We start from the raw sequence: 22,031 nt of genomic DNA on the forward strand, positions 1-22,031 counted from the left end.
GTGAAATATAAGCGTGAAATTTCAGAAGCGTGAAGTTTCAGGATTTCCTTCTGCAGAGCCTCAATGTATGGCAGCGTAAACTCCCTCCTCCTGCAAGCAGAGCTTCGGGGTGGAAAGGAATTATCTCAACACCCTCCTGCGCGAGCTTTGCCTTTGTTTCATCATTGAGTGCCGTATCATAATGAAAAATAGTTCCGCTCTCCAGGGGGACAAAAGAGCAGGCAAGGCGGCCTTGTTCAGAGTCAGAGACTGGGATGATTTCCATGCCTTTTTCCTCCATTAACCCTTTAAAATCGACTCTTTCTCCAGCATCTTCCGTAAACAGGCATGTCTCTTCAAAAGCAGGAAGATAAGCAAGGGCAAGGTCCTCCCTTATCCTGTTAAATATGGTATCCGGATGCATATAACGCCTGGCTTTCGGGACGCGGGCGTAAATTACTTCGTCAAACTCGCTAAGGATGTTTGAAATAAATTCCAGGATAAAGGGATAGGTGTGTCTTTCCGTATCGGCAACAAAGACAGTATTTTTTGAGAGAAGAAGACAGCCTTCAAAAAACCCTTTACTTCCATTAAATTCATTGAGTATGGGTATCCCCAGATTATTCAGGGCTTCCTTTACAACAACCTCTTCTTTTTCCCTTGCAGGCGGGCGCATTTTTGAAAGTATTGCCCCTTTTCTTGAAATTACAGCTGTGTCATGAAGGAAGGTTAGATTTGGCATCCTGTGTATCAGGTCCGTATTCTCTTCTACGTGATCTGCAAGCTCATAGACTTTTACTCCGTTTGATTCCAGCAGTTCCTGGTACCTCATATGCTCCCTTACATATCCTGAAATCTCAGGAACCTTATCATAAAGCCAGTGCGTATAGTTTGACTCATTAACCAGAAGAAGCTCGTCTCCCGGAGTGTGTACGAGTACGCTTTTTAACCTCCCCAGTTCGTCACAGCCATAAGCGATACCAGATCCTGTTTTTTTTGTTTCACTCAGATTCTCTATCTCACAGCCCATGTTTGAACCCCCATCTTAAGATCGCGCAGTTTGAAATCTTCGAGTCTTCTCTTCGAAATCTAAATTATGCTTTGAAAAATGCTTATCTGTCTTTCTTTTTCCTCTGGTGCGTTTTTTTGCAAGGAATATTGCATTCTCTCTATCTTTACTCCGAAAAGCGCTCAGGATATCAAATTTGTTAATATCAAGGAGAGTGATAATCTTATCATATGTGTACTTGTAAGTAAAACCCATGCGGATTACATCTCCTTCCCTGAAACTTACGGCTTCCGAGCCTATTCTGATCTCAGCGTCTTTCAGGATATTCAGGTTTTTTCTTGTCCTGCACAGGTTTCCTATCTTTGAATCAACATTTGAGAGTGATAATTCAAAACCAAGATCTTCGGGATCCATCCCGTACTGAAGCAGGGGATACATATTGAAGAGGGCATTTTCCTTTGAGGAATATGTGCCCAGGACGGATCTTCTTGCATCACGCGCCTTGTTCCCTGAACCTGGTCCGGGCAGGAGATTAGCGTCAAAGAAAAGAAGGTCTCCCTGCTCAAGATTTTCGTAAATAAGCTGAAGAAATGTCTCAGGCTCATAATTACAGAAGGTGTTTCCCAGGACACAGAACACTACAGGAGGCCGCCAGTGTTCCTTAAAATGCGGTATATCTTCAATGAAGCCGACTATGCCTGTCTTTTCCACAGGCAGGTCTCTAACATTTTCAAGGGCGAGATCCACAAGCTGGCTGCTTATGTCAACAGGGTAATAGTGTATGGGCACTTTTTTGGAAGCAGGTTTTTCAGATAGTTTTTTCTTTATCAACCCCTCCAGAAGAATTTTCTCCTTATCCCCGCTCCCTACCCCAACGCTTACAAGGCTCATAAATGCAGGAATAAATCTCACTATCGATTCAATGTTTTCTTCAAGAAGGCCTTTGAGCCTTCTGGCTATGGGAAACGTTTCGGACTCGTCCAGTTTCAGCCAGTTTTTTGCTCCCCCTGTGCCCATGTACAGGAGATAGTCAGGGAGCTCATGCTTTCTCAGGTTTTCACAAAGCCTTTCTTCCATACTTTTCTCTGTAGAAGCTATTACTTTTTCTTCATTCTTTGAATCCTGCTTCCACATTACCTCTCCCCTGATTTCCAGTTTCCCACCTCCTGTCTTACTTGAAGCACTGCTGACACTCCATCCTCAGGGCTTCGAGAGGGGTAATTCCCTTGTTTATCCCTACACTGTAAGCATATCCGCGGCAGCCTATACATTCCTCCATATGTTCACAGTTCCCGCACCTGCCTTCAAGAACCCTGTCAATGTTCCTGACGTATGTGAAGAGTTCCGAGTTATAAATCTCCTTAAGGCTCATTCTGTTTACATTATAGGGATATTCTCCGCTTACCCTCAGTGAAGGGTGCTCGTCCAGCTTTGTAGGCGCACAGGGCCTGACATTCCCTTCTATATTGATGTAAAGGCTGTAAAGGTGCTGCAGGCAGCCGCTGGCAGTAATCGGGGTATAGGGCAGCCAGTCATATCCATAATGTTTTCTGTCTATATCCAGCAACCTTAGCTTGTATTTTTTTATTTCATCGGCTGTGAGCAGCTTATCTTCAAGTTCGTCATTTGCCCTGCCTGTCGGAGTTAGGATCTCCATATTGGGAAAAATATTATTCTTTCTGCAGAAGTGCCAGATCTCTTCGATTTCTTCCAGGTTCATTTTATTGCTCACAAAAGAAATTCCAAGGCGGAGTTTTCCCTGCCCGGCAGGTTTTGAAAAGCCTGCTTTCATCAGGTTTTCAAGCCCAGCTTTTATATCGCCGAAAGCTCCTTTCCTTCCTGCCAGATAGTCCTGGGTTTCTGGTATGAGAGAATCAAGTTTTCCCATAACGGATGCATTGTGTCCGTACAGGAATTTTGCAAGCTCCTCTGTCATTAAAATGGTGTTTGAAAAGACCATCGGAACAATCCCGAGGGAATCAATATAAGCAATTAATCCTCTAAAATTCGGGTAGAGAGTAGGCTCCCCTCCCCCTATGACTACTACAGACCTGATCCCGAGTCCTTTTGCCTCGGATATTATACGTTTAAGGGCGTTAAAGTCAGCTATTTTTACGGAATCCTCCCCGCTCTGTGCATAACAGTAGCGGCAGCGGAGGTTACATGATGTGTTTGTCTCAATACGTATAGCTAAAAGCCTGTTTGAGTTTCGGGCTTCATGAGCTTCCTGTGCTCCGTACATGTACCCTTTCAGTACAGGAGGCGGTGAAAACATAGTTTTTATATCTGGATTGATAAGTTCACTCCCCGAATATTTGAATAGCATATGTAGTTTCAACCTGTTTTTATCTTAAATAACAAATTTTACCCCTAAAATACTAGAAAATATATATTTATCAATTTGTAAGAAACTAAGTGTTTTTTGAATCCAATATCTGCTAGGATCTGAAGGACGGATTATACTGATTGAATTGATATTAGCTGTCTGTTCTATTCCTATTCTCAAATTCCTTTCAGGAATACAGAAAACTCTGGATTTTTTCTGCTCAGTTTAGCAAGGTTTAATTATTTTCTTCCTCTATCTGTTTTAAGTACTCAAAGAAGAAGGGCTTTGCATGAATAGATGGATGAAAATTTTTGGAGGATTAATCTTAATAGTTCTCCTCTTGCTGACTCTGGGTTCCTGGTATATGAATGCTCAAAGCGAAAAAATGTATAATGACAGCCTTACGAGTCATTATGATTATAGCATAACAATAACAAGCCGTAGTATTTTGCAAAATGTAACTTTGTATTTGCCTGTTCCTGTTTTTGAAAATGAATCCGAAGTCGGACTGGAAATAGTGAATGGAGATTATTACAATAAGCCTTCAGATTGGAATCTCAGCCTCGAAGACACCGAGTACGGGTTAATGCTTAAGATAGAAACTGACGAGATTCGGCCGGTTTATCATTCCCTTCCAGTGGCTTTGCCCGAACCTGAGCCCGGATCCGATGGTATTGAAGATGAAATTCCGGAAGAGGAGCAGACCGTGGAATCCCACGAATACTCTGAGGAAACTCCGGTTCTCGTTTCATTTGATTTCGGAACTTCTGTAGAAGCTGACCATGTGATTAATACCAAATACCCTGTCGGCAACGAACCCGTGCTTCTGCCCAAACATAATCTTCGAGAATCCGAAGAAGGGTCAACTGTTCCTTTACCTGCACATATAAATCCCGAATACTTTGATTATGAAAGCCTGGTTTACGCGCATTATGACACGTCTTCTGATGCCAGAGTTGAGATTTATGTCGAGATGGATAGCTGGAATGAATGGTGGATTTACGGCTGGCAGTTCAACGAATATACTGATAGAATTTCTGTACAGCTAACAGGTCCGCAGAAAGGCTGGGTTCAGGCGGAAGGAGAACTTACGACAGGAGATGGAGTTTACAGAGACTAATCCACTCCTCCTTTTGCGTAAGCAATCTTAATTCCGCTGGCTGTTCTGGGAAGCTTCTTATAGCTTTCGTGAAACTTCTTATATTTTTCAATCTTATCTTATCCTGGGATGTTTGAAGGCATATGAAATCCTATCCACGAATATCACAAACGCAGAATTTTCATATTAAACGATTGGTTCATGCGAATTTGGAAAAAAATAGAAAACCCGGAACATGTAAACCAAAGCCTTTTTATATCAAGGAAATATTTAATATTCTAGCATCTTTCTAGCGTATATGGGTTCTGGATATGATTCCGTATATGCTCCTAAGAACTAAAAACCACATGGGGCTGGTGACGTGCCAGCCTTTCAAGCTTATTAATTCATTTGCGGGCTGTGCGCTGTGTATATTGTTGGTTTCATTATAACAAGAATTAGAACACACATCCTTAATCATGCACAGTCCCGCCTGTTACCATATCACGGTAAAGCAGAGATTTAGTTCTTTTCCTTTGCACTTCACACAAGTACAGCCATAACGGGCACGGGATTTTTAGCCCATTTCTCCGGCATTGTATTGCCCGTGCCAACTTCTTCCCTTCTTTTCTGAAAATCGGCTTTTTCCATTCAAGCGTAGCTTCCGCTTTCGAAAAGGGACATGTAAATGCTCAAGGATAAAAAGAAAATTAAATGGCGGGCTCTAATGAAGTCAAAAAAGAAGATTGAGCGGGCTTATATGACTAAATATACGGCTGAGTAAAATGTATATATACCTTGAAATCTATTTCAAATAGATCATTTCCATTCTGGAGTAAAATGAAAAATGTTAGAAAATCAATATGCAAGACAAAACTTTGAATTGTGAAAAGAAAAGAGAAATAGCCTCAGCTATATGACGACATAAGACATATATACCTTGAACATTATCCTAGAATGTCACAAAATTAAACACTTAATTGACTAAGTGGCAGCTCAGTCTTTGGTTTTCAATTGCGTGACATCCAAAATATATTAAACCCCGTTCACGGAGGTGATATACCAAGTGATAGATAATGTGATAATAAACATATACATTACAATCAATGTAGCAATATGGCTAACGCTGTCAATTACCATTGCCAGCTTCATGCTTAGATATCAACGTTAATGGTCTAGGTTTTAACGTTGGTTTTGCACGTTTGCCGGATGACGTTTTCTTTCTTTCGTCATTACTTTCATATCTTTTTACTTTCATCTACTTTTTATTGGTTAAGTATGCATATACACATACGTGTATTAATAATTTTCTATTAATTGATAAGAATATGTGTAATACATAGTGGTTTTTCTGGCTTGCCAAGGGATATTACAGGAACAAAATAATTAGAACGGCAAAGGGATATTATTGTGCTTGAAAAAAGATTCGACGGAGTTCATGCGAATCTGTACCGTTGCCGGTGATACTCCAGAATCTGTAAGATGTGTCCTGAAAAACAATAGCTCATCACTGATTCTCCTGTCTTCAATGTCTGGAAGAGCTTTATCTTCCTTAGTTTCCTGTATCAATTGGTCTGGTGTTTTCCCAGTAAACTCACAATACGCTTGCAAGCCCTGCAAATGCGATTTTTCAGTATTTTTTGCAGATGATAATTTTAAAAACCATTTTTCACATACATAGTAGTTTTTATATTATCAGTTTTCATATTTTTATATATCTCCTTTTGGCATACGAGGTTAGAACGCTGTATGTTTGAAGAAATCCAGGTTAAAAAAGCTCTTAATAAAATAAAGGAAACAAGCAGGCTTACACTTCCGTTCCAGTGGGACCTGAATATTTACAGGGGATGTGAACATGGCTGCAATTACTGTTATGCGCTTTATTCCCACAGCTATCTGGAAAAAGAGGAAAAATCTTCATCTGAAGGGAAAGAAGGCTCCGGTTTTTTCCGAAAAATCTATGTAAAGACAAACATTGCAGAAGCCCTTGAAAAACAGCTTGCAGCCCGTTCCTGGAAAAAAGAGGTAATCAATATCGGTGGCGTTTGCGACAGCTACCAGCCCGCCGAGGCAAAGTACGGCTTGATGCGTAAAGTCCTGCCGGTCATGATCGAATACAGAAATCCGGTCACTATCTCTACAAAATCCGACCTTATACTGAGGGATTACGACCTTTTTGAAGAACTTGCTGGACTGACGCAGGTAAACATTGCAGTCACGGTTACAACAATGGATGAAAAACTGAGTTCCTTGCTGGAACCTCTGGCTTCTCCTCCTGAAAAACGGTTTTCGGTCCTTAAGGCTTTTAAAGATATGAAAGCCACCACAGGGCTCCATATGATGCCCATTCTCCCTTTTCTTACGGACAGCCCTGAAAACCTCGAACAGGTTCTTTCCAGAGCAGCCGAATGCGAAGTAGATTACGCTCTCCCAGGCTTGCTTTATCTCCGGGGCGAGACCAGGAGGCATTTTTTCAATTTCCTTGAATGCAATTTCCCTGAACTTCTTGATCCCTACCGCAAATTGTACGCAAAAGGTGGGGCTGACAGAGCTTATAAAGCTGAACTTTACGGGACACTCAGGAGTCTAATGGAAAAATACCATCTCTCAGCCGATTACATGAAACCGCTGGAAACAAACCTTTCCAGCCCAAAGCAGCTCAAGCTGACAGATTTTTAAGGAAAGTAAAGAGAAGATTTTTGCTGTTACTTTCAATGATTGTTTTCCGGCGAATACGAGTAAAGGGCAGAAGTATTTGTTTCAAAAACAAGAGCTGTTTACAGTAAATCACCAAAAAAAGAAAAAATCTGAATGAAACGGAAATTTTTATTTTTCGCAGCTGCAGGAAATATTGCCTTTAAGGATCTCTTTCCAGTCCCCGATTACGTCATGTGTCCAGCAGTCATCTGCGCCTGCAGCTTCCCTCATAACCAGGGCAAAGATGTATGAGAGCTCCTTGACTGTTGCCCCTGCTTCGAGAGCGCCCTTAAAATGCTTCAGGACGCAGGGTTTGGATCTGGCTTTAATCGAGAGGGCAAAACAGATGAACTGATAGGTCTTTTCATCGATCATCCTTTTTTCGGCATAGAGCTGATCGATTTCGTCCAGTTTCTGAGTGAATTCAGGGAAAAACTCTTCCAGCATTCTCATATGTATGGCTCCTTTTTTACCTGTAAATTGCGTGTTCACGCTGTTAAATCGATAAACATATTATGATATTTTTTTATATTTAAGCTTAGTTCAAAATCTTTTGAAATAATTCCCTGTAATTGTTTTTTTTGATGCCCCTCTCTGCCTTTTTTCTTTAGCAACCCTCTCTGCCTTCTCTTTGCCTTATTTCTGCTCACTCTCTCTGTTCACGCATTTTAAGCAGCTTTTTATAATCGCTCTCTGTTGAGCTTTCCTGCCCCAGGCTATCTTTTTTGTAATTCCCATTAATTACACATGTATACACCCTGCACGTCTGCTCATAAATTCTGGTCCAGTCATATTTTGAAAGCCCTTCAGCAGCTTTCCGGGAAAACTCAGCTCTCAGCTCAGGGTTTTCTATCAGGGTCTCAAGACGGGAAGAAAAATCTGTGAGATTGTCTGCAAGAAAACCATTTACACCGTCCTCGATTATATCCGAAACTCCACTGTGGTTCATTGCCACAACAGGGACTTTTTTCAAAATAGCTTCGAGAATCGAAATTCCGAATCCTTCATCACTGGACGGGTGAGCAAAGATATCTGCCTGCTCGAGATAATCAAGCACCTCACTGCGGGGAATTTCGCCTGTAAAACAGAAATTTTTCGATATCCCGTATTCTTTTACTTTTTTTTCCAGCTTTTTTGTCAGGGGTCCGTTTCCTATCATAACAAACATCAGGTTTTCGTGTTTTTCTATAAGGGAAGGGGCAAGCCTTACAAGGTGCTGGACTCCTTTCTTTCTTGTCATTCGGGCTACGCTGGCAATTACAAGTTTCCCTTCCCTGTCAATCGGGAGAACAGCTTTGGAGCTTCTCTTTTCACACTCTATGCCGTTAAAGATCCTGTAAATGGGTTTTTTTGTCATCAATCCCGAGTCTTTTTCAACTGCCGAGCTGACAGCAATTACGGCATCTGCATTCTTAACAAGCAGTTTGCCAGCCGTGTACAGGAAAGGGCTGATTGGTGTATGCCCTACCAGGGAATGGTTTGTAACTACAGAAGGGATCCCTAGTTTTCTGGACATGAGAAGGGCAGCCATACAGAGTGGGGAATCCAGCCCGTGAGAATTAATTATGTCATAATTTTCTAATTTTAGAAGGTCATATAGCTCTTTATATGCTCCTGGTTTCATGAAACGCTGCTGTCCGGGGAAAGGGCCGTTTCCAACCCTTATTATTGCTATTCTTTCCCTTGTGCTGTATTGAGGGATACCGGGATAGCCCCTTGTAATGATATGCACCTCGTGCCCCTCCTGAATAAGGGTTTTTGCAAGAGAATGCATGCAATACTCGATACCCCCTACTTTCGGAAAATACCAGTCACTGATCAATGCGATTTTGTATCTTTCCAGACCTTAAACCCCCCGTAATAAAACAGATACAGAACACCTATCAGGCTGCTGAGCCCATAGGAAACAATCCTCTCGAGAAATACGAAACTGCCGGCTGAAGCAGGGGATAATCCAAAATACAGGAGCAGGGAAACCAGGCCACCTTCTACGATCCCCAGCCCCCCGGGAGTGATTGACAGGCATCCGAGTAAAAGATAGAGAACTGAGAATAGTATTATGATATCCATGGACAGCGGAAGGGAGAGGGCGGAAGCCACCAGTTTGAGGCGTATCACATCCAGCCCCCAGACTCCAAAGGAAAGGAGGAGAACGGGGGCAAAAGACCTGTTCATCTGCCTCCAGTCCTGATACAGTTTTCTTATAATGGAAGAAGATTTTCTAAGGAGAACCCATGCTCCGATTCCTGCTCCAAGCAGGATTAAGACCCATAGAATGGAAGGGTCTAACGGTAAAATTTTTCTCTGGAGCAAAAGCAGGCTCTCAAAAGAGGGGGATAAATATAAAACATAAACAAACAGCATGGCAACAGGAATGGCTTCAACCAGTCTTTCGAAAAGGATAGTTATAAGGCCGTGAGTGTATGTGATTCCAAAACTCCTGTTAGCCCAGACTATGCGGAGAGACTCTCCTCCTGTCCTGCTCGCAGGAGTGATGTTATTTACGAAAGCTGATCCGAACATAATCGGAAGCAGGTTTACGGCTTTAAGGTTATAGCCAACGGAGGAGAGAACCTGCTGCCAGCGGACTGCAAAGAAGTACACGCTCAACAGATAAGCTGAGGAAGCTAGAAAAACATAAATACCCCTGGTCTCGCTGAGAATATTCCAGCTTTCTTCCAGCAAGGGTAAAATTTCTGTCCAGTAATCGCGGACCAGCAATATTGCTGCAAGCATTAAAAGGCTTACAGTGGCTTTCTTCAAAGTTCCCAGGCTCAATAACACACCTTCACAGAGGATCCAGTGGGCATCTCCATAAATTGTGCTTTTACCAGAATAAACTCCCAGATTCTGGATTATATTAATCAAAAGATGATATTCACAGTCTGAATTGATACTTCTCAAACAGTTACCCAGACTGAAAAAGCAGCATCTTAAGTTTTGAATCTCTTAATTACTCTCTATATGCCCCAGGTTCGAGATTTGCGAAATCTTCTTTCGCTTTCCCCATCCAATCCCCATTCTAAATTTAGGCTCTTTTTATATAATCTCTGTTATCGTTGTTTTTTCTTATGTCCCGGATTTTCCGCATATTTTCTGATTATGGATTCCCTTGTTTTCTGGAAGTTCTATTCATGTGAAAACTTATCTTCTTTTGAATCTCGTTTTCCCCTTTTGTCTGTGGCATATACAAAGCGTTATCTTCTATTGTGACAAAAGGATAGAAGGGATTAAGTCCTGTGTGGGTTTTCAGCATTTTTGTTGAGGGGGACGAAAACATATGTTATACAGAAGACTTGGCAGTACGGATGAAGAAGTCTCAATACTGGGTTTCGGCACCATGAGGCTTCCGGTAATAGGGGGAGACGATACCCGGGTTGACGAAGAAAAAGCTATACAGATGATCCGTTATGCCATCGATTCCGGTGTTAATTATATTGATACGGCCTATCCTTACCATGGGGGTATGAGCGAATCCGTCCTTGGGAAAGCGCTTGAGGACGGTTATCGTGAAAAGGTCTATATTGCAACCAAACTCCCAAGCTGGCTGGTTACAGGCAGAGAAGACATGGATAGGTACCTGAATGAACAGCTTGAAAGGCTTAAAACGGATTACATTGATTTTTATCTGCTGCACGCCATAAACAGAGATTTCTGGGAACTGGTTAAAAAACATGGAGCCTTTGATTTCCTTGATTCTGCGCTAAAAGACGGCAGAATAAAATATACAGGCTTCTCTTTTCACGATAACTTTGACCTGTTTAAAGAAGTAACTGATTCTTACCCATGGACCCTGTGTCAGATCCAGTACAACTTTATGGATGAAAACTTCCAGGCAGGAAAAGATGGCCTTCTGTACGCAGCTTCAAAGGGCATGGGAGTTGTTATCATGGAGCCTCTGCGAGGAGGTTATCTTGTCTCAAGGGTCCCTCCTGAGGTTCAGGAGATCTGGGATTCTGCAAGTACACAGAGGAGCCCTGTTGAGTGGAGTTTAAACTATCTCTGGGATTATCCTGAAATAAGTGTGGTTCTTAGCGGAATGTCAGAGATGAGACATGTAGAGGACAATATCAAACTGGCAGATAGGGGTCTTCCTGGCTCCCTGACTGAAGAGGAAAGAAGTCTCATTTCACGTGTAAAAGAAATCTACATGTCAAAAACCAGCGTTAACTGTACAGGCTGTCAGTACTGCATGCCCTGCCCATCAGGGGTGAATATCCCTGAGAATTTCAAATACCTCAATAATGCTGAAATGTTTGATAATGCAGAGGGAGAGAAAGCTCTGTACAGCGGCCTGGAAGGTCAGGCATCAAACTGTATCGAATGCGGGGAGTGCGAAGGGAAATGCCCTCAGAAGACTCCTATCAGGGAAATGCTAAAAGAAGTTGTTAGATTGTTTGGAAAATAATTTGTTTAAAAAATAATCCTGTACAAGTTTTTTATTTTATTCCCCTACCTTTAAAAAACGTGTAACAGAAAGTCCCTCCTGGTCCGGCGGTTTCGTGAAGTTCTTTTATTCCTTTTTCCCAATCATTTTCTTTCATCATTTGCATCTCAAGAGCCTGTTTTTTTACTCCTTCCACCATGGGGATGATAGTTTTCAGGATAAAGCCGTCAACAAGCTCAGGCTTGCTCGAATCTACGTAGACCATTCTAGGATCTACTTTCACTTTCCTGAACCCTGCTTCCAGCAGAATGGGGTAAACCTGGCGCCCGATTAAGGAATTCCCTTTCATGTGCGCCTGCACCCGGATAAGGCAGTTCCAGGCCTCAATAGCTTTTTTTCCTTCAGGGTAGAAGTAGCATGACCCATGATCACCCTCAATTATTGTGATTGTGCCTCCGGGTTTCAGGGCTTTTTTCAGGCTTTTCAGGGCTTCTTCAGGGTTCTGTAAATGTTCAAGCACAAAACAAACAAAAATGTGGTCAAAGCTATTATCCTCAAAAGGGAGAGAAAAGATATCTGCCTGCAGGAATTTTACGTTTCTAATTCCTTTTCCCTCCACGTTTTTTCTGGCCTTTTCAAGTGATTCGGGGGAAATATCGATTGATGTGATTTCTGTATCTGGATTGTTGTTTGCAAGGATTACTGTCTGGGCTCCTATTCCGCAACCGGCCTCCAGAATTTTTGCTCCGGGCGGATATACGGTATCGTGGTGGAGAAGTTTTTCAAGCGTTTCTGCCTGTTCTGATAGACGAAGAGCTTCCCTTTCGGAATATCCATGAACATATCCAGTCATTCTTCTTAATCCCCTTTTTTCTGAACTCGATCCTGTATTAACTATTATTGATAATATTTATTTCCTTCATTCTTCCCACAAACAAACTGGAATTTTTTATAAAAAAACTAAAATAATAACAGAACGTTTTAGAAATGGGGAGTTGGGTATATAGAAATGTACTCAAATGTAAGTTGTAAACCGAGTTTCAAATTTGGGTGGCTGGTTAGGATGCGGTGTCAATGTCTGCCCTGATCCTGCTTTTTTACTACCCGATCTGAGTTCTTTCAATATAATTGCTTCTTACATTGAGCTATGTTACTACTCGCCTTCGCTTCCATCGGAACCTGTATCGGAGATGGTCCATGCTTATTAATTGCAAGGGCCCCAGTGCTGAAGAGAAACAGGGTTAGAATAATCGAGAGGTGATTATATTATGGATAGAGAAAGGATGGTTAATGAAAAAAGCAAAGACGAGCAATTAGAAAAGGTTCGTGAAGATCCGGAACGAGAATTTCTGACCACGAATCAGGGAGTCAGGGTAAATAATACTGATATCTCACTCAAAGCAGGAGAAAGAGGTCCAACTCTTCTTGAGGACTTTCACTTTAGAGAAAAACTAACTCACTTTGACCATGAACGAATTCCTGAGAGAGTTGTTCACGCCCGTGGCTCTGGTGCATATGGCTTCTTCCAGGTCTATGAACCTATGACGGAATTCACAAGTGCGAAATTCCTTCAGGATCCAAACAAAAAGACTCCGGTTTTCGTACGGTTTTCTACCGTGGTAGGTTTCAGGGGTTCGGCAGATACTGTAAGGGATGTCCGGGGTTTTGCGACAAAGTTCTATACCGAAGACGGCAATTACGATCTGGTTGGCAACAACATGCCGGTCTTTTTCATTCAGGATGCAATAAAGTTTCCTGACCTTGTTCATTCAATTAAGCCCGAACAGGACAACCAGATCCCACAGGCTTCCGCAGCACATGATACGTTCTGGGACTTTGTGTCGTGCCACCCTGAAAACGCGCATATGATCATGTGGGTTCTTTCAGACCGTGCACTTCCAAGAAGCTACAGGATGATGGAGGGGTTTGGGGTTAATACCTTCCGTTTCGTCAATGCCGAAGGCAAGGGCAGGTTTATAAAATTCCACTGGAAACCCCTGCTTGGGATTCATTCCCTTGTCTGGGACGAAACTCAGAAGATAGCAGGGAAAGATCCTGACTTTAACCGCCGTGACCTCTGGGAAGCAATTGAGATGGGTGATTATCCTGAATTTGAATTCGGGGTACAGATCCTTGAGGAAGAGGATGAATTCAAATTTGACTTTGACATTCTTGACCCAACAAAGATCTGGCCGGAAGAGGACGTGCCCATCAAATGGATAGGGAAAATGACCCTTAACCGCAATCCGGATAATTTCTTTGCTGAAACCGAGCAGGTCGCATTCTGCCCGGCTAATGTGGTTCCCGGAATTGACTTTTCCAATGACCCTCTCCTCCAGGGGCGTCTGTTCTCATATCTCGATACACAGCTTATCCGCCTGGGAGGTCCGAATTTCCAGGAAATTCCGATTAACCGGCCTCTGGCACCGGTAGCCAATAACCAGAGAGAAGGATATAACCGCATGACAATTAATAAAGGCAAAACCAGTTATTTCCCGAATACTGTAGGAGATAACAAGCCAAGGCCAGCTTCTGCAGAAGAAAACGGTTATGTCCATTACATGGAGAAAGTAGAAGGTAAAGTGATTCGCTCACGCAGTGAGAAATTCAAAGACTTCTACAGCCAGGCGAAACTATTCTGGAACAGCATGTCGAAACCTGAAAAGGAACATATCATAGAAGCATTCCATTTTGAGATCGGAAAGGTTAAGGACAAGAAAATCAGGCAGGCAGTCGTTGATATGTTCAATAATGTCGACGGCGACCTTGCAATGGAGATTGCCAGAGGGGTCGGCGTTTCTGCCCCGGGACAGAAAGGAGGTTCTCCTGTAACTAAAGAGTCGCCAAATTTGAGCCAGGAGCGCAGTGAGCGTAATGTTAAGAACTCCATCAAGACCAGAAAAATCGCCTTCCTTGTTGCGGAAGGATATAATCACAAAGAACTGAGCCAGGTTATGCAGGCACTGGAAGCTGGCGGAGCAAAAGCCGATATTATCTCAAAATACCAGGGAATGTTAAAGAGCTCAGGCGGCGAAGAGATTGAAGTCGGTAAAAATTATCATACTACAGAATCGGTTTTGTATGATGCTGTATACGTCCCTGGAGGAAAAAAGAGCATAGAAACGTTGAAGATGCATGGAGATGCAATCCATTTCGTTAATGAGGCTTTCAGACACTGCAAGCCAGTGGGAGCAACCGGCGAAGGAGTCGAATTACTTAAAATTGCAAACCTTCCTGATATACAGCTTGCAGGACAGGAGTCAAGCGATAAGACAATTTCAGCTATCTCTGATAAAGGTGTTGTGACTGCAATTAATGAGGGTGATATAAACTCATTTAATGAATCCTTTATTGATGCAATTGCAAAACACAGACACTGGGATAGGGAGAAAAAGAAACAGGTTCCAGCCTGAGGGGGTGAGAAGAGTTTCTCTTCTCTTTTATTTTTAAATTACTTCTCTCCTGTTTTCTGATTCTTTTTTCTGATTCTTTTTTCTGATTCTGTTTTTCACTTTTAATTTTCTATTATAGGACTTACGCACTTGAGGATTAGAATCATGATCAATAGACCTTGCAGTTAAATCGTCTATTTAGACAGTTGAAGGTTTAGAGCTGTTGTTTTTCAGTTCAACCGCGTAAGTCCTATATTATTTACTCATGGTTACCATGTACAATTTTCTCGGGAGCTCTTCTTTAAATTCCTCAATTTCAAAGCTTTCACATCCTTTTGCAAGGCGTCCAACCTTTTCCCTGCTGAAAAAGTGCACTATAAAGCCTCCCGCGATTTCATACATATCTTCCCCTCTGTGGATTCCTGTCCTGTAATGTGCGTCCCTCGTGTGCTTGGCTGTATAGATGGTTATTCCGCCTGGCCTGAGCACTCTTTTTATCTCACTGCACAGGGATTCCAGTTCACCGGTTGTTAAAGCCATGCAGTAAAACATGTGAGAATAGCAGGCATCAAAGCTCTCGTCTTCAAAAGGGCGCGGGTCTCTTACATCGTGTCTGAGAGCGGTTATCGAAGCCGAAAGGTCCATACCTTCGGCTTTTTCTTTTATCCTTTCTGGTCCGCTTTCGGTGTAGTCGAGTGAACGGACCGAAAAGCCTTTACTGGCAAAATAGAAGGTATCTCTGCCCTGCCCAGCTCCAAGTTCCAGGATCTTCCTTTTTCCTTCTTTTTCGAAAATAGCTGCAGCTTTCCTGGCAGGATAACTCGGTTCATCCCCAAACTTTGAGCCGGTGTTGGAATATACTTTTTCCCAGTGAGGCTGCTGTTTATCAAGAATTTCTTTTGTCATTTCACTTTCTACTTTCCCGCTGCCCGCAGTTTTCCTGTTCATTTTATTCGCTTTTTCCCGCTGATTTCTCTTAACCTGCAATTCTACTTTTTAACCCTAAGTCTCATATAACTGTTTTTTACCTCCAGGTTTGATATAACTGTTTATCTGTTGTAAGGATAGAAAGCTAACCGAGAATGTGTAATTCAGTCCTGAAAGTAAACCCGTTCCCTGTAAAAGAAGGTTAACTGTTTTGTGCTGGAAAAAGGATTGATTATAACCTTATCCGATACCTCCCGGTATCACTCAAAAAAAGCTGAATCTTCCAGGTTTTATAATAAACCTGTTCCAATACCAGAGATTAATAATGGAGGTTTGCCCGGGAGAATTTCCCGAGCGGCATTTTTACATTGAATTTGAAAATTGGGTTGTCTTCTCTCGGGTTCATTTTAAGAGTGAAAACTTTCACTCCTCGTCTATGGCACTGGCATACCTGGGAAATAAGAGCGTGTAGTTTTCCCTGTAAGACTTCCTATCTTCACTGATGTTAAGATCCCATACAATTTCAGGTACTATAGCTACGACTTTAGTTTGAACCATCTTTTTCCTCCCTGTGTCACCTCTCATTTTGTGAATTTATATTTTTTTATCCTGCTGGCTATTTCCGGGCTGCACAGTTCCCGGGGAATGCCAGTTGATTTGCATATCTGTTCGTTTTGCAGGACAGTGGATTGATTTCTATCCGTTTTCTATTAGAACTCAAAAACTACGTAAGGGTACGGATTTGGGTAACATGTCTTAGTTCCCAGGGTAATAATTCCAGCTACCTGTTTAATTCCAAGTTGCCTGTTTGATTCCAGGCTGTTTGTTTTCTCGTTAATCAACCAGATTTACAGGTCTATGGTACGGCAAAAAAATGAATAAGGATTCATATGAATTCATTTTTAAGTCCTGAGAAATTAAACTCTCCTGTTTTCGGGATAGGACTCGTCTTAAAGTAACTATATATTCTTCCTACCATGTGCCTTTATTTTCTTTTTTTAAAACTTCCTTTTTCTTATTTGCTCACATCAAGGAACAAATTCATAATTCTCTATATCCATTCTCTATGGAGTTTTTTTGAAAGATTCGTATCTTTTTGCTCAGATGTAACAATTTGTAAAATTATGAATATGAATGTTGTTTAAAAATCAAACCTAAAACCTTAACACTAAAAGCTAATACTTTTAAAAGATTGCTTAATGAAAAAGATCCGGTATCAGTATCAGTTGTTAATCAAAAATGCCTGTGACCTCATAGCTTTGAGTAATAAAAACCCAAATCTTTTGAGTTTTACGAAAGACGCGGGAGAGAAAGAGATATGTCGCACAGAGTTTCTTCATGCTATTTTAACAAAAAAAGGTATGATTGAAAGCATAATAAATTCTTTTTTAAAGATAAATACCTATATATAAAGCCATTGCCGAGTTTATTATTGAAAACTGAATCAAACGAGGGGAAACAAATGCCCGGACAGAATTCCACAAATCACCTGCACGATGAAAAAAATACTTCTGAAGAATCCAGCAAGCAAAGCCAGAGTCATAAGCACGATGGGCTTTTCAGTTCCTATCTTTCCCCTCATTCCCTATCACATAAAATATCTCATGTTTATTCGCATGCACATTCTCACGAACATGCCCATTCCCACACTCATTCTCATGGACACAGTCATACGCATGGGAGGGTTGATCCTTCTTTAACCACAACCAGCAAAGGACTCTGGGCTGTCAAATGGTCCTTCATAGGGCTGATGGTCACAGCTGTTCTGCAGATTTTCATTGTCTACATTTCGGGAAGCGTTGCCCTTCTTGCCGATACCATTCATAACGTCGGGGACGCATCAACAGCAATACCACTCGCAATCGCCTTTTCTCTGGCGAGAAGAAAACCAAGCAAGCGTTTCTCTTACGGATACGGGAGGGTAGAAGACCTTGCAGGTGTGGTTATTGTCCTTCTTATCCTTTTCAGTGCAGCAGTTGCAGGATACGAATCCGTAACCCGCTTCTTGAACCCTCAGCCTGTAGATCACCTGCAGGCTGTAGCTCTTGCCGCAATTATAGGCTGTATAGGAAACGAAATTGTTGCAGAGTTCCGCATGAAAGTGGGAAAAGATATCGGAAGTGCAGCCCTTATCGCTGACGGGTATCATGCAAGGGTGGATGGTTTTACCAGCCTTGCAGTCCTGCTAGGCGCAACAGGTGTCTGGCTGGGATATCCGATTCTTGATCCCCTTATTGGCATGCTGATAACAATTGCCATTCTCAAAATAGTCCTCGACTCGAGCAAACTTGTATTTACCCGGCTGCTTGACGGTGTCGAGCCCGAAGTCCTCGATAAGGTCAAAGGTATTGCTGAAAGTGTTGAAGGCGTCTGTGAGGTAACAGACCTCAGGGTCCGCTGGATAGGGCACAGGCTCCATGCAGAGATTAATGCTTCCGTTGATCCTTCTCTTTCTGTGGAGGAAGGCCATGAAATTGCCAATGCTGTAAGAGAGAAGCTTCTGGAGAATTTTTCATACCTTTCCGGGACCACTATCCATGTAGATCCCCTTACGGCTTCAGGAGAGTGCTGCCACTGTCTTCCTGAGAGTCCGGAGAAAAGAAAGGGAAAGCAAAAGCGTGTTGTGAACGCTAATCCCGGCTGAGGCCGGTAATTTATGGTTCTTTTACATTACCTGAACACACAAAATTTCTTTTTTAGCTTCAAAATGTACATATTAGGGCATAGTTTATACTCAGGGCGTATTTTTTACTGATTTGGACTATCTCGTACTCTTTTAAGAGGCTTCTCGAATATAGGGTTCTCGAGTATAGGCTTCTCGTAAAAAGAATTCTCGAAAAAAGTTTTGAGAAGAAGGATATTTCTGTATTATTTAATCCTGTATTCTTCCTCTCGGCTTTATTATTTTACCTTGGAGTCATTCCTTCAAGTGCAATAGTCCATTCCTTAGTCGTTTCATTGTACCTTATGGAATAACTGATTGGGTAATAGGCACTTATCGGATAACATCCTGGCAGCTTAAGCTGTTTTGTAAGTTCGGGTTTTGTTTTAAGGTATTCTACAGTAACCATCGGCTCGACAAAAACCATCTCTCCATTATAGAATCCGTAGATGAAAGTCTCTTCAAAGGGCTGCCCGTTAAACTCAGGGCTTGAAGGATCAATCCAGTGTGCTCCCATCCATGGGACCCCTCCGGGAGTTGAAATATATCCTTCCGGTATATATTCGGGACCCGGTTTTTTCTCAATCCTTGCCATATCCTCTCCGGTTGCCGTAATTTTTTCCCTTTCCTCCTGCCCCATCATGTAAAAGTGAACATCAAAATGCGGCTTGTCATAGATCTCCTGAGGTTCATGCCCCTTTGGGTTCCAGTCAAGTCCGATGTGGTTGTAAGGAGTAGCTGATGCTTCTTCAGGCAGAGGAAGTATGTATTCCGCAACCTCTCCTTCAGGCAGGCATGATAGTGCAGATTCCGTAAGATTTACTCCTATTGCGGAAGGATTTCCTTCAGCATTAAGGGTTACCCAGGAATAAGCTATTCCATTCCCTACTTCCCTGCTTTCCCCTGTACACGTTTCCGGTAAGGATTGAGTCTTTTCTGTCTGAGTTTCAACTCCTGCCTGAGAACATTCTTCCACATATCCATAAGCTACAGTTGTTGATAATATCAGGATACAAAAAATGCCTAAAATTCCTGTTTTCCTCATATTTTCCCCCCATCAAGATAATTCAGGCTGTAAAAACCACGTCCACTCTTTCCACATCCCATAGAGCTCCCAGTTTTTCAATAATATCCTCTTTTATTGCCGGAGCAAACTGGTGGTCTGCGGGCAGGTCAACAACCACCCTGATAACTCCATCTTCAACACTCGTCTTAAGGATAAGGTTCGTTCGGACAACATCAAGCCCAGTCAGCGGGTTCATGACGTGTTTAAGCCTCTTCTTAACAACGTCTTCGGTTGTAGGTTCTTTCTCGGTGATAAGCCCGTGCTTTTCTTCATAGTCCCGGATTGCGGCACGTAAGCCTTCAACCGCAAGCACTGAGCAGTGGGCTTTAATGGGAGGGAGCCCTCCCAGTTCTTCAGAAGCCTGTTTCCAGGTTATCTTTTTTGCTTCATCCAGGGTTTTTCCCTTTGCAAGATCAGTGATCACGGACCCTGTTGCAATATTGGATGCACAGCCGTATGATTCGAATTTTATATCCTCAATAACCTTTGTCCCGGGTTCCACCTTAATGTATACTGCAACCATATCTCCGCATGCCGGGCTTCCTTCCAGGCCTTTTCCGTCAGGGTTTTCCATTTTTCCTACATTATGCGGGTTTCTGAAATGCTCCAGAACTTTTTCGCTGTAAGGAAACTTCATCTCACTTTTCCTTTCTATTTTCATCCCTGTTCTCCCCTTCATTTCCTGATTTTTTGCCTCTTTTCAGCTTTCTTTTCATCTGGCTCATTTCCTTGCAAGTGGGCTTATCTCCCTGAGCCTTGCTACAATCTCGCTCATGGCATCAATTGCTGCATCTGCATCCTCCATACGGTTGTAGCGTCCGAATGTAAAGCGTACGGAACCATGTGCTCTCTCGTGGTCGCCTCCGATTCCCCTTATAACATGGCTGGCTTCAAGGGAACGGCTGAAACAGGCGGATCCCGTACTTACAGCAAACCCCCGCATGTCCATATGAAGGGTTACGGATTCTCCTTCCACATAATGGAATGTCAGGTTTGCATTCTGGGGCAGGCGCTTTTCCCGGCTCCCATTAAGAGTGACTTCCGGGATCTCGGAAAGGGCTCTATCAATTACCCTGTTCCTCATAGCCTTAAGCTGTTCTGTTTCTTCTTCCGTTACAAGTTCCACTGCTGTTGCAAAGCCTACGGCTCCAGGGATATTTTCCACTCCTGCCCTCAAATTAAACTCCTGAAAGCCTCCATCCATGAATTTGGCAATCGGGGTATCTTTCCGGATATAAAGCGCACCTATTCCCCTGGGGCCATGAATAGTGTGGGCTGATAATGTTACCAGGTCAACAGGCAGTTCTTTAACATTGAGGGGAAGCCGGGTAAAACTATGTGTGGCATCGGTATGCAGGAGCACATCTTTTTCTTCACAGATCTCGGAAATAGCCTTCAGATCCTGGGCAGTTCCTATTTCCTGATTGGCGTACTGGATTGAGACAAGGACGGTTTCTTTCGTAATCGCATTTCTGAGCCCTTCAAGGTCCGCAAAACCTTCCCCGTCAACATTCAGAAACGTTGCATCAAAACCCTGCTTCTGGAGAGCTTTTGCAGTATTTAATACCGGGAAATCTTCTATCTGTGAGACAATAATATGCTTGCCTTTTTTTTCTTTAAGAGCCCAGGCTGCTCCTTTCAATGCCATATTGCTCGATTCCGTGTCCCCTGAAGTAAAAACTATTTCTCCGGAATCTGCACCAAGTCTTGAAGCTATGCTTTCCCTTGAGCTTTCAAGCCCTTCTTTTGCATCAATGCCCATGGAATAGCCAAACTCGGATGTTGCTACCGCATAAGTATCAAAAAAATAGGGCTTCATTGCTTCAAGCACTCTCTCATCCAGTCGTGTGCATGCAGCATTGTCAAGATAAATCATATTTTCAAATATTCTTTCCCCTCCTCAGATCCTGTTAAACAAATTATCTTTGTAATTGACTTCTAAACTATAACTCTGTAATTAATTTCTAATCTATAACTCTGCAATTTACTATCTAATCTAAATTTTTGTTTTCTAACCGGTATTCGATGAAAACTGAAAGAAGATGGATAATTGAGGAAATCCTGACCCCCCACTCTCTGATTTAAATAAAAAGAGTTATGGTTGCATCCCTTGCTTCATGGATGTACGAACCAACAGCTCCCCATTCATCCACCCATTCCGTCTGGATCTCTTCCTTACCTATCCCCATTATTTCCATAGTCATTTCACAGGCTATGATCTTTCCTCCTAGTTCTTTAAAATCATTCATCAGCTTTTCAAGTGAGGCAACATTAGCTTTATCCATCCTCTGTTTGATCATCTTCCTGCCGGCACCCATCATATTCATTTTGGAAAGCGGCCCCTTTTCAAGCTCTCCTTTTTTAAGCCTCATAAGCCCCCAGAAAGTGAAGTATATGGAGGCTTCCATACCCATTGCGAGGGCTCCGTTTGCAATAATAAGCGCACTGTATACCTTATCCATATCCCCGCTGTGCAGGATAATGACTGCTTTTTCCCCCATTTTCACT

At 42.4% G+C, this 22,031-nt stretch carries 20 protein-coding genes; 6 read left to right on the plus strand and 14 right to left on the minus strand.

What is annotated here, in order from left to right; translation table 11 throughout:
- Positions 1-37 precede the first annotated feature (37 nt).
- From RSJ42_RS00720 to RSJ42_RS00730, 3 genes are read right to left on the minus strand one after another with little or no spacing between them, the layout of a single operon-like run.
- Positions 38-1,009, minus strand: coding sequence for a dimethylarginine dimethylaminohydrolase family protein (locus tag RSJ42_RS00720; protein ID WP_410508837.1), 972 nt, complete (start codon positions 1,007-1,009; stop codon positions 38-40).
- Between the two features lie 15 nt (positions 1,010-1,024).
- Positions 1,025-2,122: an L-histidine N(alpha)-methyltransferase gene (locus RSJ42_RS00725; RefSeq protein WP_410508838.1), complete on the minus strand. Its 1,098-nt coding sequence runs from the start codon at positions 2,120-2,122 to the stop codon at positions 1,025-1,027.
- A gap of 37 nt (positions 2,123-2,159) precedes the next feature.
- Complete coding sequence (locus RSJ42_RS00730; protein ID WP_410508839.1) at positions 2,160-3,263, minus strand: radical SAM/SPASM domain-containing protein; 1,104 nt, start codon at positions 3,261-3,263, stop codon at positions 2,160-2,162.
- Between the two features lie 340 nt (positions 3,264-3,603).
- Between RSJ42_RS00730 and RSJ42_RS00735 the strand changes: the two genes are divergently transcribed.
- Together RSJ42_RS00735 and RSJ42_RS00740 are read left to right on the plus strand one after the other, a co-directional pair.
- Positions 3,604-4,434 (plus strand): hypothetical protein, encoded by an 831-nt coding sequence (locus RSJ42_RS00735; RefSeq protein ID WP_410508840.1) that lies wholly within the window; start codon positions 3,604-3,606, stop codon positions 4,432-4,434.
- A 1,707-nt stretch (positions 4,435-6,141) separates the two neighbouring features.
- A complete protein-coding gene (locus RSJ42_RS00740; RefSeq protein WP_410508841.1) occupies positions 6,142-7,071 on the plus strand; it encodes an SPL family radical SAM protein in 930 nt (309 codons plus the stop codon).
- A 147-nt stretch (positions 7,072-7,218) separates the two neighbouring features.
- Here RSJ42_RS00740 and RSJ42_RS00745 read toward each other — a convergent pair whose 3' ends face one another.
- From RSJ42_RS00745 to RSJ42_RS00760, 4 genes are read right to left on the minus strand one after another with little or no spacing between them, the layout of a single operon-like run.
- Positions 7,219-7,542, minus strand: a complete 324-nt coding sequence (locus RSJ42_RS00745) for a carboxymuconolactone decarboxylase family protein (protein WP_048180005.1) — start codon at positions 7,540-7,542, stop codon at positions 7,219-7,221.
- A 35-nt stretch (positions 7,543-7,577) separates the two neighbouring features.
- Positions 7,578-7,739, minus strand: coding sequence for a hypothetical protein (locus RSJ42_RS00750; protein ID WP_410508842.1), 162 nt, complete (start codon positions 7,737-7,739; stop codon positions 7,578-7,580).
- Positions 7,736-8,863: a glycosyltransferase family 4 protein gene (locus RSJ42_RS00755; RefSeq protein ID WP_410508843.1), complete on the minus strand. Its 1,128-nt coding sequence runs from the start codon at positions 8,861-8,863 to the stop codon at positions 7,736-7,738. The genes RSJ42_RS00750 and RSJ42_RS00755 overlap by 4 nt, the downstream gene beginning before the upstream one ends.
- A 44-nt stretch (positions 8,864-8,907) precedes the next feature.
- Entirely contained in the window at positions 8,908-9,957 is a 1,050-nt protein-coding gene (locus RSJ42_RS00760) for a lysylphosphatidylglycerol synthase transmembrane domain-containing protein (RefSeq protein WP_410508844.1), read from the minus strand.
- 412 nt (positions 9,958-10,369) lie between these two features.
- Between RSJ42_RS00760 and RSJ42_RS00765 the strand changes: the two genes are divergently transcribed.
- A complete protein-coding gene (locus RSJ42_RS00765; protein ID WP_410508845.1) occupies positions 10,370-11,497 on the plus strand; it encodes an aldo/keto reductase in 1,128 nt (375 codons plus the stop codon).
- Positions 11,498-11,528: 31 nt separating this feature from the next.
- Here the strand turns inward: RSJ42_RS00765 and RSJ42_RS00770 are convergent, their stop codons facing one another.
- Complete coding sequence (locus RSJ42_RS00770; RefSeq protein WP_410508846.1) at positions 11,529-12,329, minus strand: class I SAM-dependent methyltransferase; 801 nt, start codon at positions 12,327-12,329, stop codon at positions 11,529-11,531.
- 193 nt (positions 12,330-12,522) lie between these two features.
- Here RSJ42_RS00770 and RSJ42_RS00775 point away from each other — a divergent pair, with 193 nt between their 5' ends.
- Both RSJ42_RS00775 and RSJ42_RS00780 read left to right on the plus strand, forming a co-directional pair.
- Positions 12,523-12,684 (plus strand): hypothetical protein, encoded by a 162-nt coding sequence (locus RSJ42_RS00775; protein ID WP_410508847.1) that lies wholly within the window; start codon positions 12,523-12,525, stop codon positions 12,682-12,684.
- 60 nt (positions 12,685-12,744) lie between these two features.
- Positions 12,745-14,889, plus strand: coding sequence for a catalase (locus RSJ42_RS00780; protein ID WP_410508848.1), 2,145 nt, complete (start codon positions 12,745-12,747; stop codon positions 14,887-14,889).
- 234 nt (positions 14,890-15,123) lie between these two features.
- Here RSJ42_RS00780 and RSJ42_RS00785 read toward each other — a convergent pair whose 3' ends face one another.
- Both RSJ42_RS00785 and RSJ42_RS00790 read right to left on the minus strand, forming a co-directional pair.
- A complete protein-coding gene (locus RSJ42_RS00785) occupies positions 15,124-15,816 on the minus strand; it encodes a class I SAM-dependent methyltransferase (protein WP_410508849.1) in 693 nt (230 codons plus the stop codon).
- Between the two features lie 402 nt (positions 15,817-16,218).
- Positions 16,219-16,353 carry a hypothetical protein gene (locus RSJ42_RS00790; protein ID WP_410508850.1) on the minus strand — a complete coding sequence of 45 codons (135 nt, stop codon included), beginning with the start codon at positions 16,351-16,353 and terminating at the stop codon, positions 16,219-16,221.
- A 904-nt stretch (positions 16,354-17,257) separates the two neighbouring features.
- On the opposite strand from RSJ42_RS00790, the gene RSJ42_RS00795 reads away from it, so the two are divergent.
- On the plus strand, positions 17,258-18,439 hold the full coding sequence (locus RSJ42_RS00795) for a cation diffusion facilitator family transporter (RefSeq protein WP_410508851.1): 1,182 nt from the start codon (positions 17,258-17,260) through the stop codon (positions 18,437-18,439).
- Between the two features lie 262 nt (positions 18,440-18,701).
- Here RSJ42_RS00795 and RSJ42_RS00800 read toward each other — a convergent pair whose 3' ends face one another.
- The 4 genes from RSJ42_RS00800 to RSJ42_RS00815 form a co-directional block, all read right to left on the minus strand.
- A complete protein-coding gene (locus RSJ42_RS00800) occupies positions 18,702-19,502 on the minus strand; it encodes a DUF5602 domain-containing protein (RefSeq protein ID WP_410508852.1) in 801 nt (266 codons plus the stop codon).
- Positions 19,503-19,524: 22 nt separating this feature from the next.
- Positions 19,525-20,184, minus strand: a complete 660-nt coding sequence (locus RSJ42_RS00805) for an iron-sulfur cluster assembly scaffold protein (protein WP_410508853.1) — start codon at positions 20,182-20,184, stop codon at positions 19,525-19,527.
- A gap of 60 nt (positions 20,185-20,244) precedes the next feature.
- Positions 20,245-21,399, minus strand: coding sequence for a cysteine desulfurase family protein (locus RSJ42_RS00810; protein WP_410508854.1), 1,155 nt, complete (start codon positions 21,397-21,399; stop codon positions 20,245-20,247).
- 205 nt (positions 21,400-21,604) lie between these two features.
- Positions 21,605-22,024 carry a DsrE/DsrF/DrsH-like family protein gene (locus tag RSJ42_RS00815; protein WP_410508855.1) on the minus strand — a complete coding sequence of 140 codons (420 nt, stop codon included), beginning with the start codon at positions 22,022-22,024 and terminating at the stop codon, positions 21,605-21,607.
- Between the last annotated feature and the right edge of the window lie 7 nt (positions 22,025-22,031).

Source organism: Methanosarcina hadiensis (genome assembly GCF_046529725.1).
GTDB classification, from domain to species: Archaea; Halobacteriota; Methanosarcinia; order Methanosarcinales; family Methanosarcinaceae; genus Methanosarcina; species Methanosarcina hadiensis.

What these genes read in the sequence shown, in the direction of transcription:
- RSJ42_RS00755 (WP_410508843.1), bottom strand. Translation starts at nt 8,863, where the DNA reads ATGCATTCTCTTGCAAAAACCCTTATTCAGGAGGGGCACGAGGTGCAT.
- RSJ42_RS00805 (WP_410508853.1), bottom strand. Translation starts at nt 20,184, where the DNA reads ATGAAAATAGAAAGGAAAAGTGAGATGAAGTTTCCTTACAGCGAAAAA.
- RSJ42_RS00725 (WP_410508838.1), bottom strand. Translation starts at nt 2,122, where the DNA reads ATGTGGAAGCAGGATTCAAAGAATGAAGAAAAAGTAATAGCTTCTACA.
- RSJ42_RS00720 (WP_410508837.1), bottom strand. Translation starts at nt 1,009, where the DNA reads ATGGGCTGTGAGATAGAGAATCTGAGTGAAACAAAAAAAACAGGATCT.
- RSJ42_RS00740 (WP_410508841.1), top strand. Translation starts at nt 6,142, where the DNA reads ATGTTTGAAGAAATCCAGGTTAAAAAAGCTCTTAATAAAATAAAGGAA.
- RSJ42_RS00765 (WP_410508845.1), top strand. Translation starts at nt 10,370, where the DNA reads ATGTTATACAGAAGACTTGGCAGTACGGATGAAGAAGTCTCAATACTG.
- RSJ42_RS00735 (WP_410508840.1), top strand. Translation starts at nt 3,604, where the DNA reads ATGAATAGATGGATGAAAATTTTTGGAGGATTAATCTTAATAGTTCTC.
- RSJ42_RS00810 (WP_410508854.1), bottom strand. Translation starts at nt 21,399, where the DNA reads ATGATTTATCTTGACAATGCTGCATGCACACGACTGGATGAGAGAGTG.
- RSJ42_RS00770 (WP_410508846.1), bottom strand. Translation starts at nt 12,329, where the DNA reads ATGACTGGATATGTTCATGGATATTCCGAAAGGGAAGCTCTTCGTCTA.
- RSJ42_RS00790 (WP_410508850.1), bottom strand. Translation starts at nt 16,353, where the DNA reads ATGGTTCAAACTAAAGTCGTAGCTATAGTACCTGAAATTGTATGGGAT.
- RSJ42_RS00785 (WP_410508849.1), bottom strand. Translation starts at nt 15,816, where the DNA reads ATGAACAGGAAAACTGCGGGCAGCGGGAAAGTAGAAAGTGAAATGACA.
- RSJ42_RS00745 (WP_048180005.1), bottom strand. Translation starts at nt 7,542, where the DNA reads ATGAGAATGCTGGAAGAGTTTTTCCCTGAATTCACTCAGAAACTGGAC.
- RSJ42_RS00795 (WP_410508851.1), top strand. Translation starts at nt 17,258, where the DNA reads ATGCCCGGACAGAATTCCACAAATCACCTGCACGATGAAAAAAATACT.
- RSJ42_RS00780 (WP_410508848.1), top strand. Translation starts at nt 12,745, where the DNA reads ATGGATAGAGAAAGGATGGTTAATGAAAAAAGCAAAGACGAGCAATTA.
- RSJ42_RS00800 (WP_410508852.1), bottom strand. Translation starts at nt 19,502, where the DNA reads ATGAGGAAAACAGGAATTTTAGGCATTTTTTGTATCCTGATATTATCA.
- RSJ42_RS00815 (WP_410508855.1), bottom strand. Translation starts at nt 22,024, where the DNA reads ATGGGGGAAAAAGCAGTCATTATCCTGCACAGCGGGGATATGGATAAG.
- RSJ42_RS00730 (WP_410508839.1), bottom strand. Translation starts at nt 3,263, where the DNA reads ATGTTTTCACCGCCTCCTGTACTGAAAGGGTACATGTACGGAGCACAG.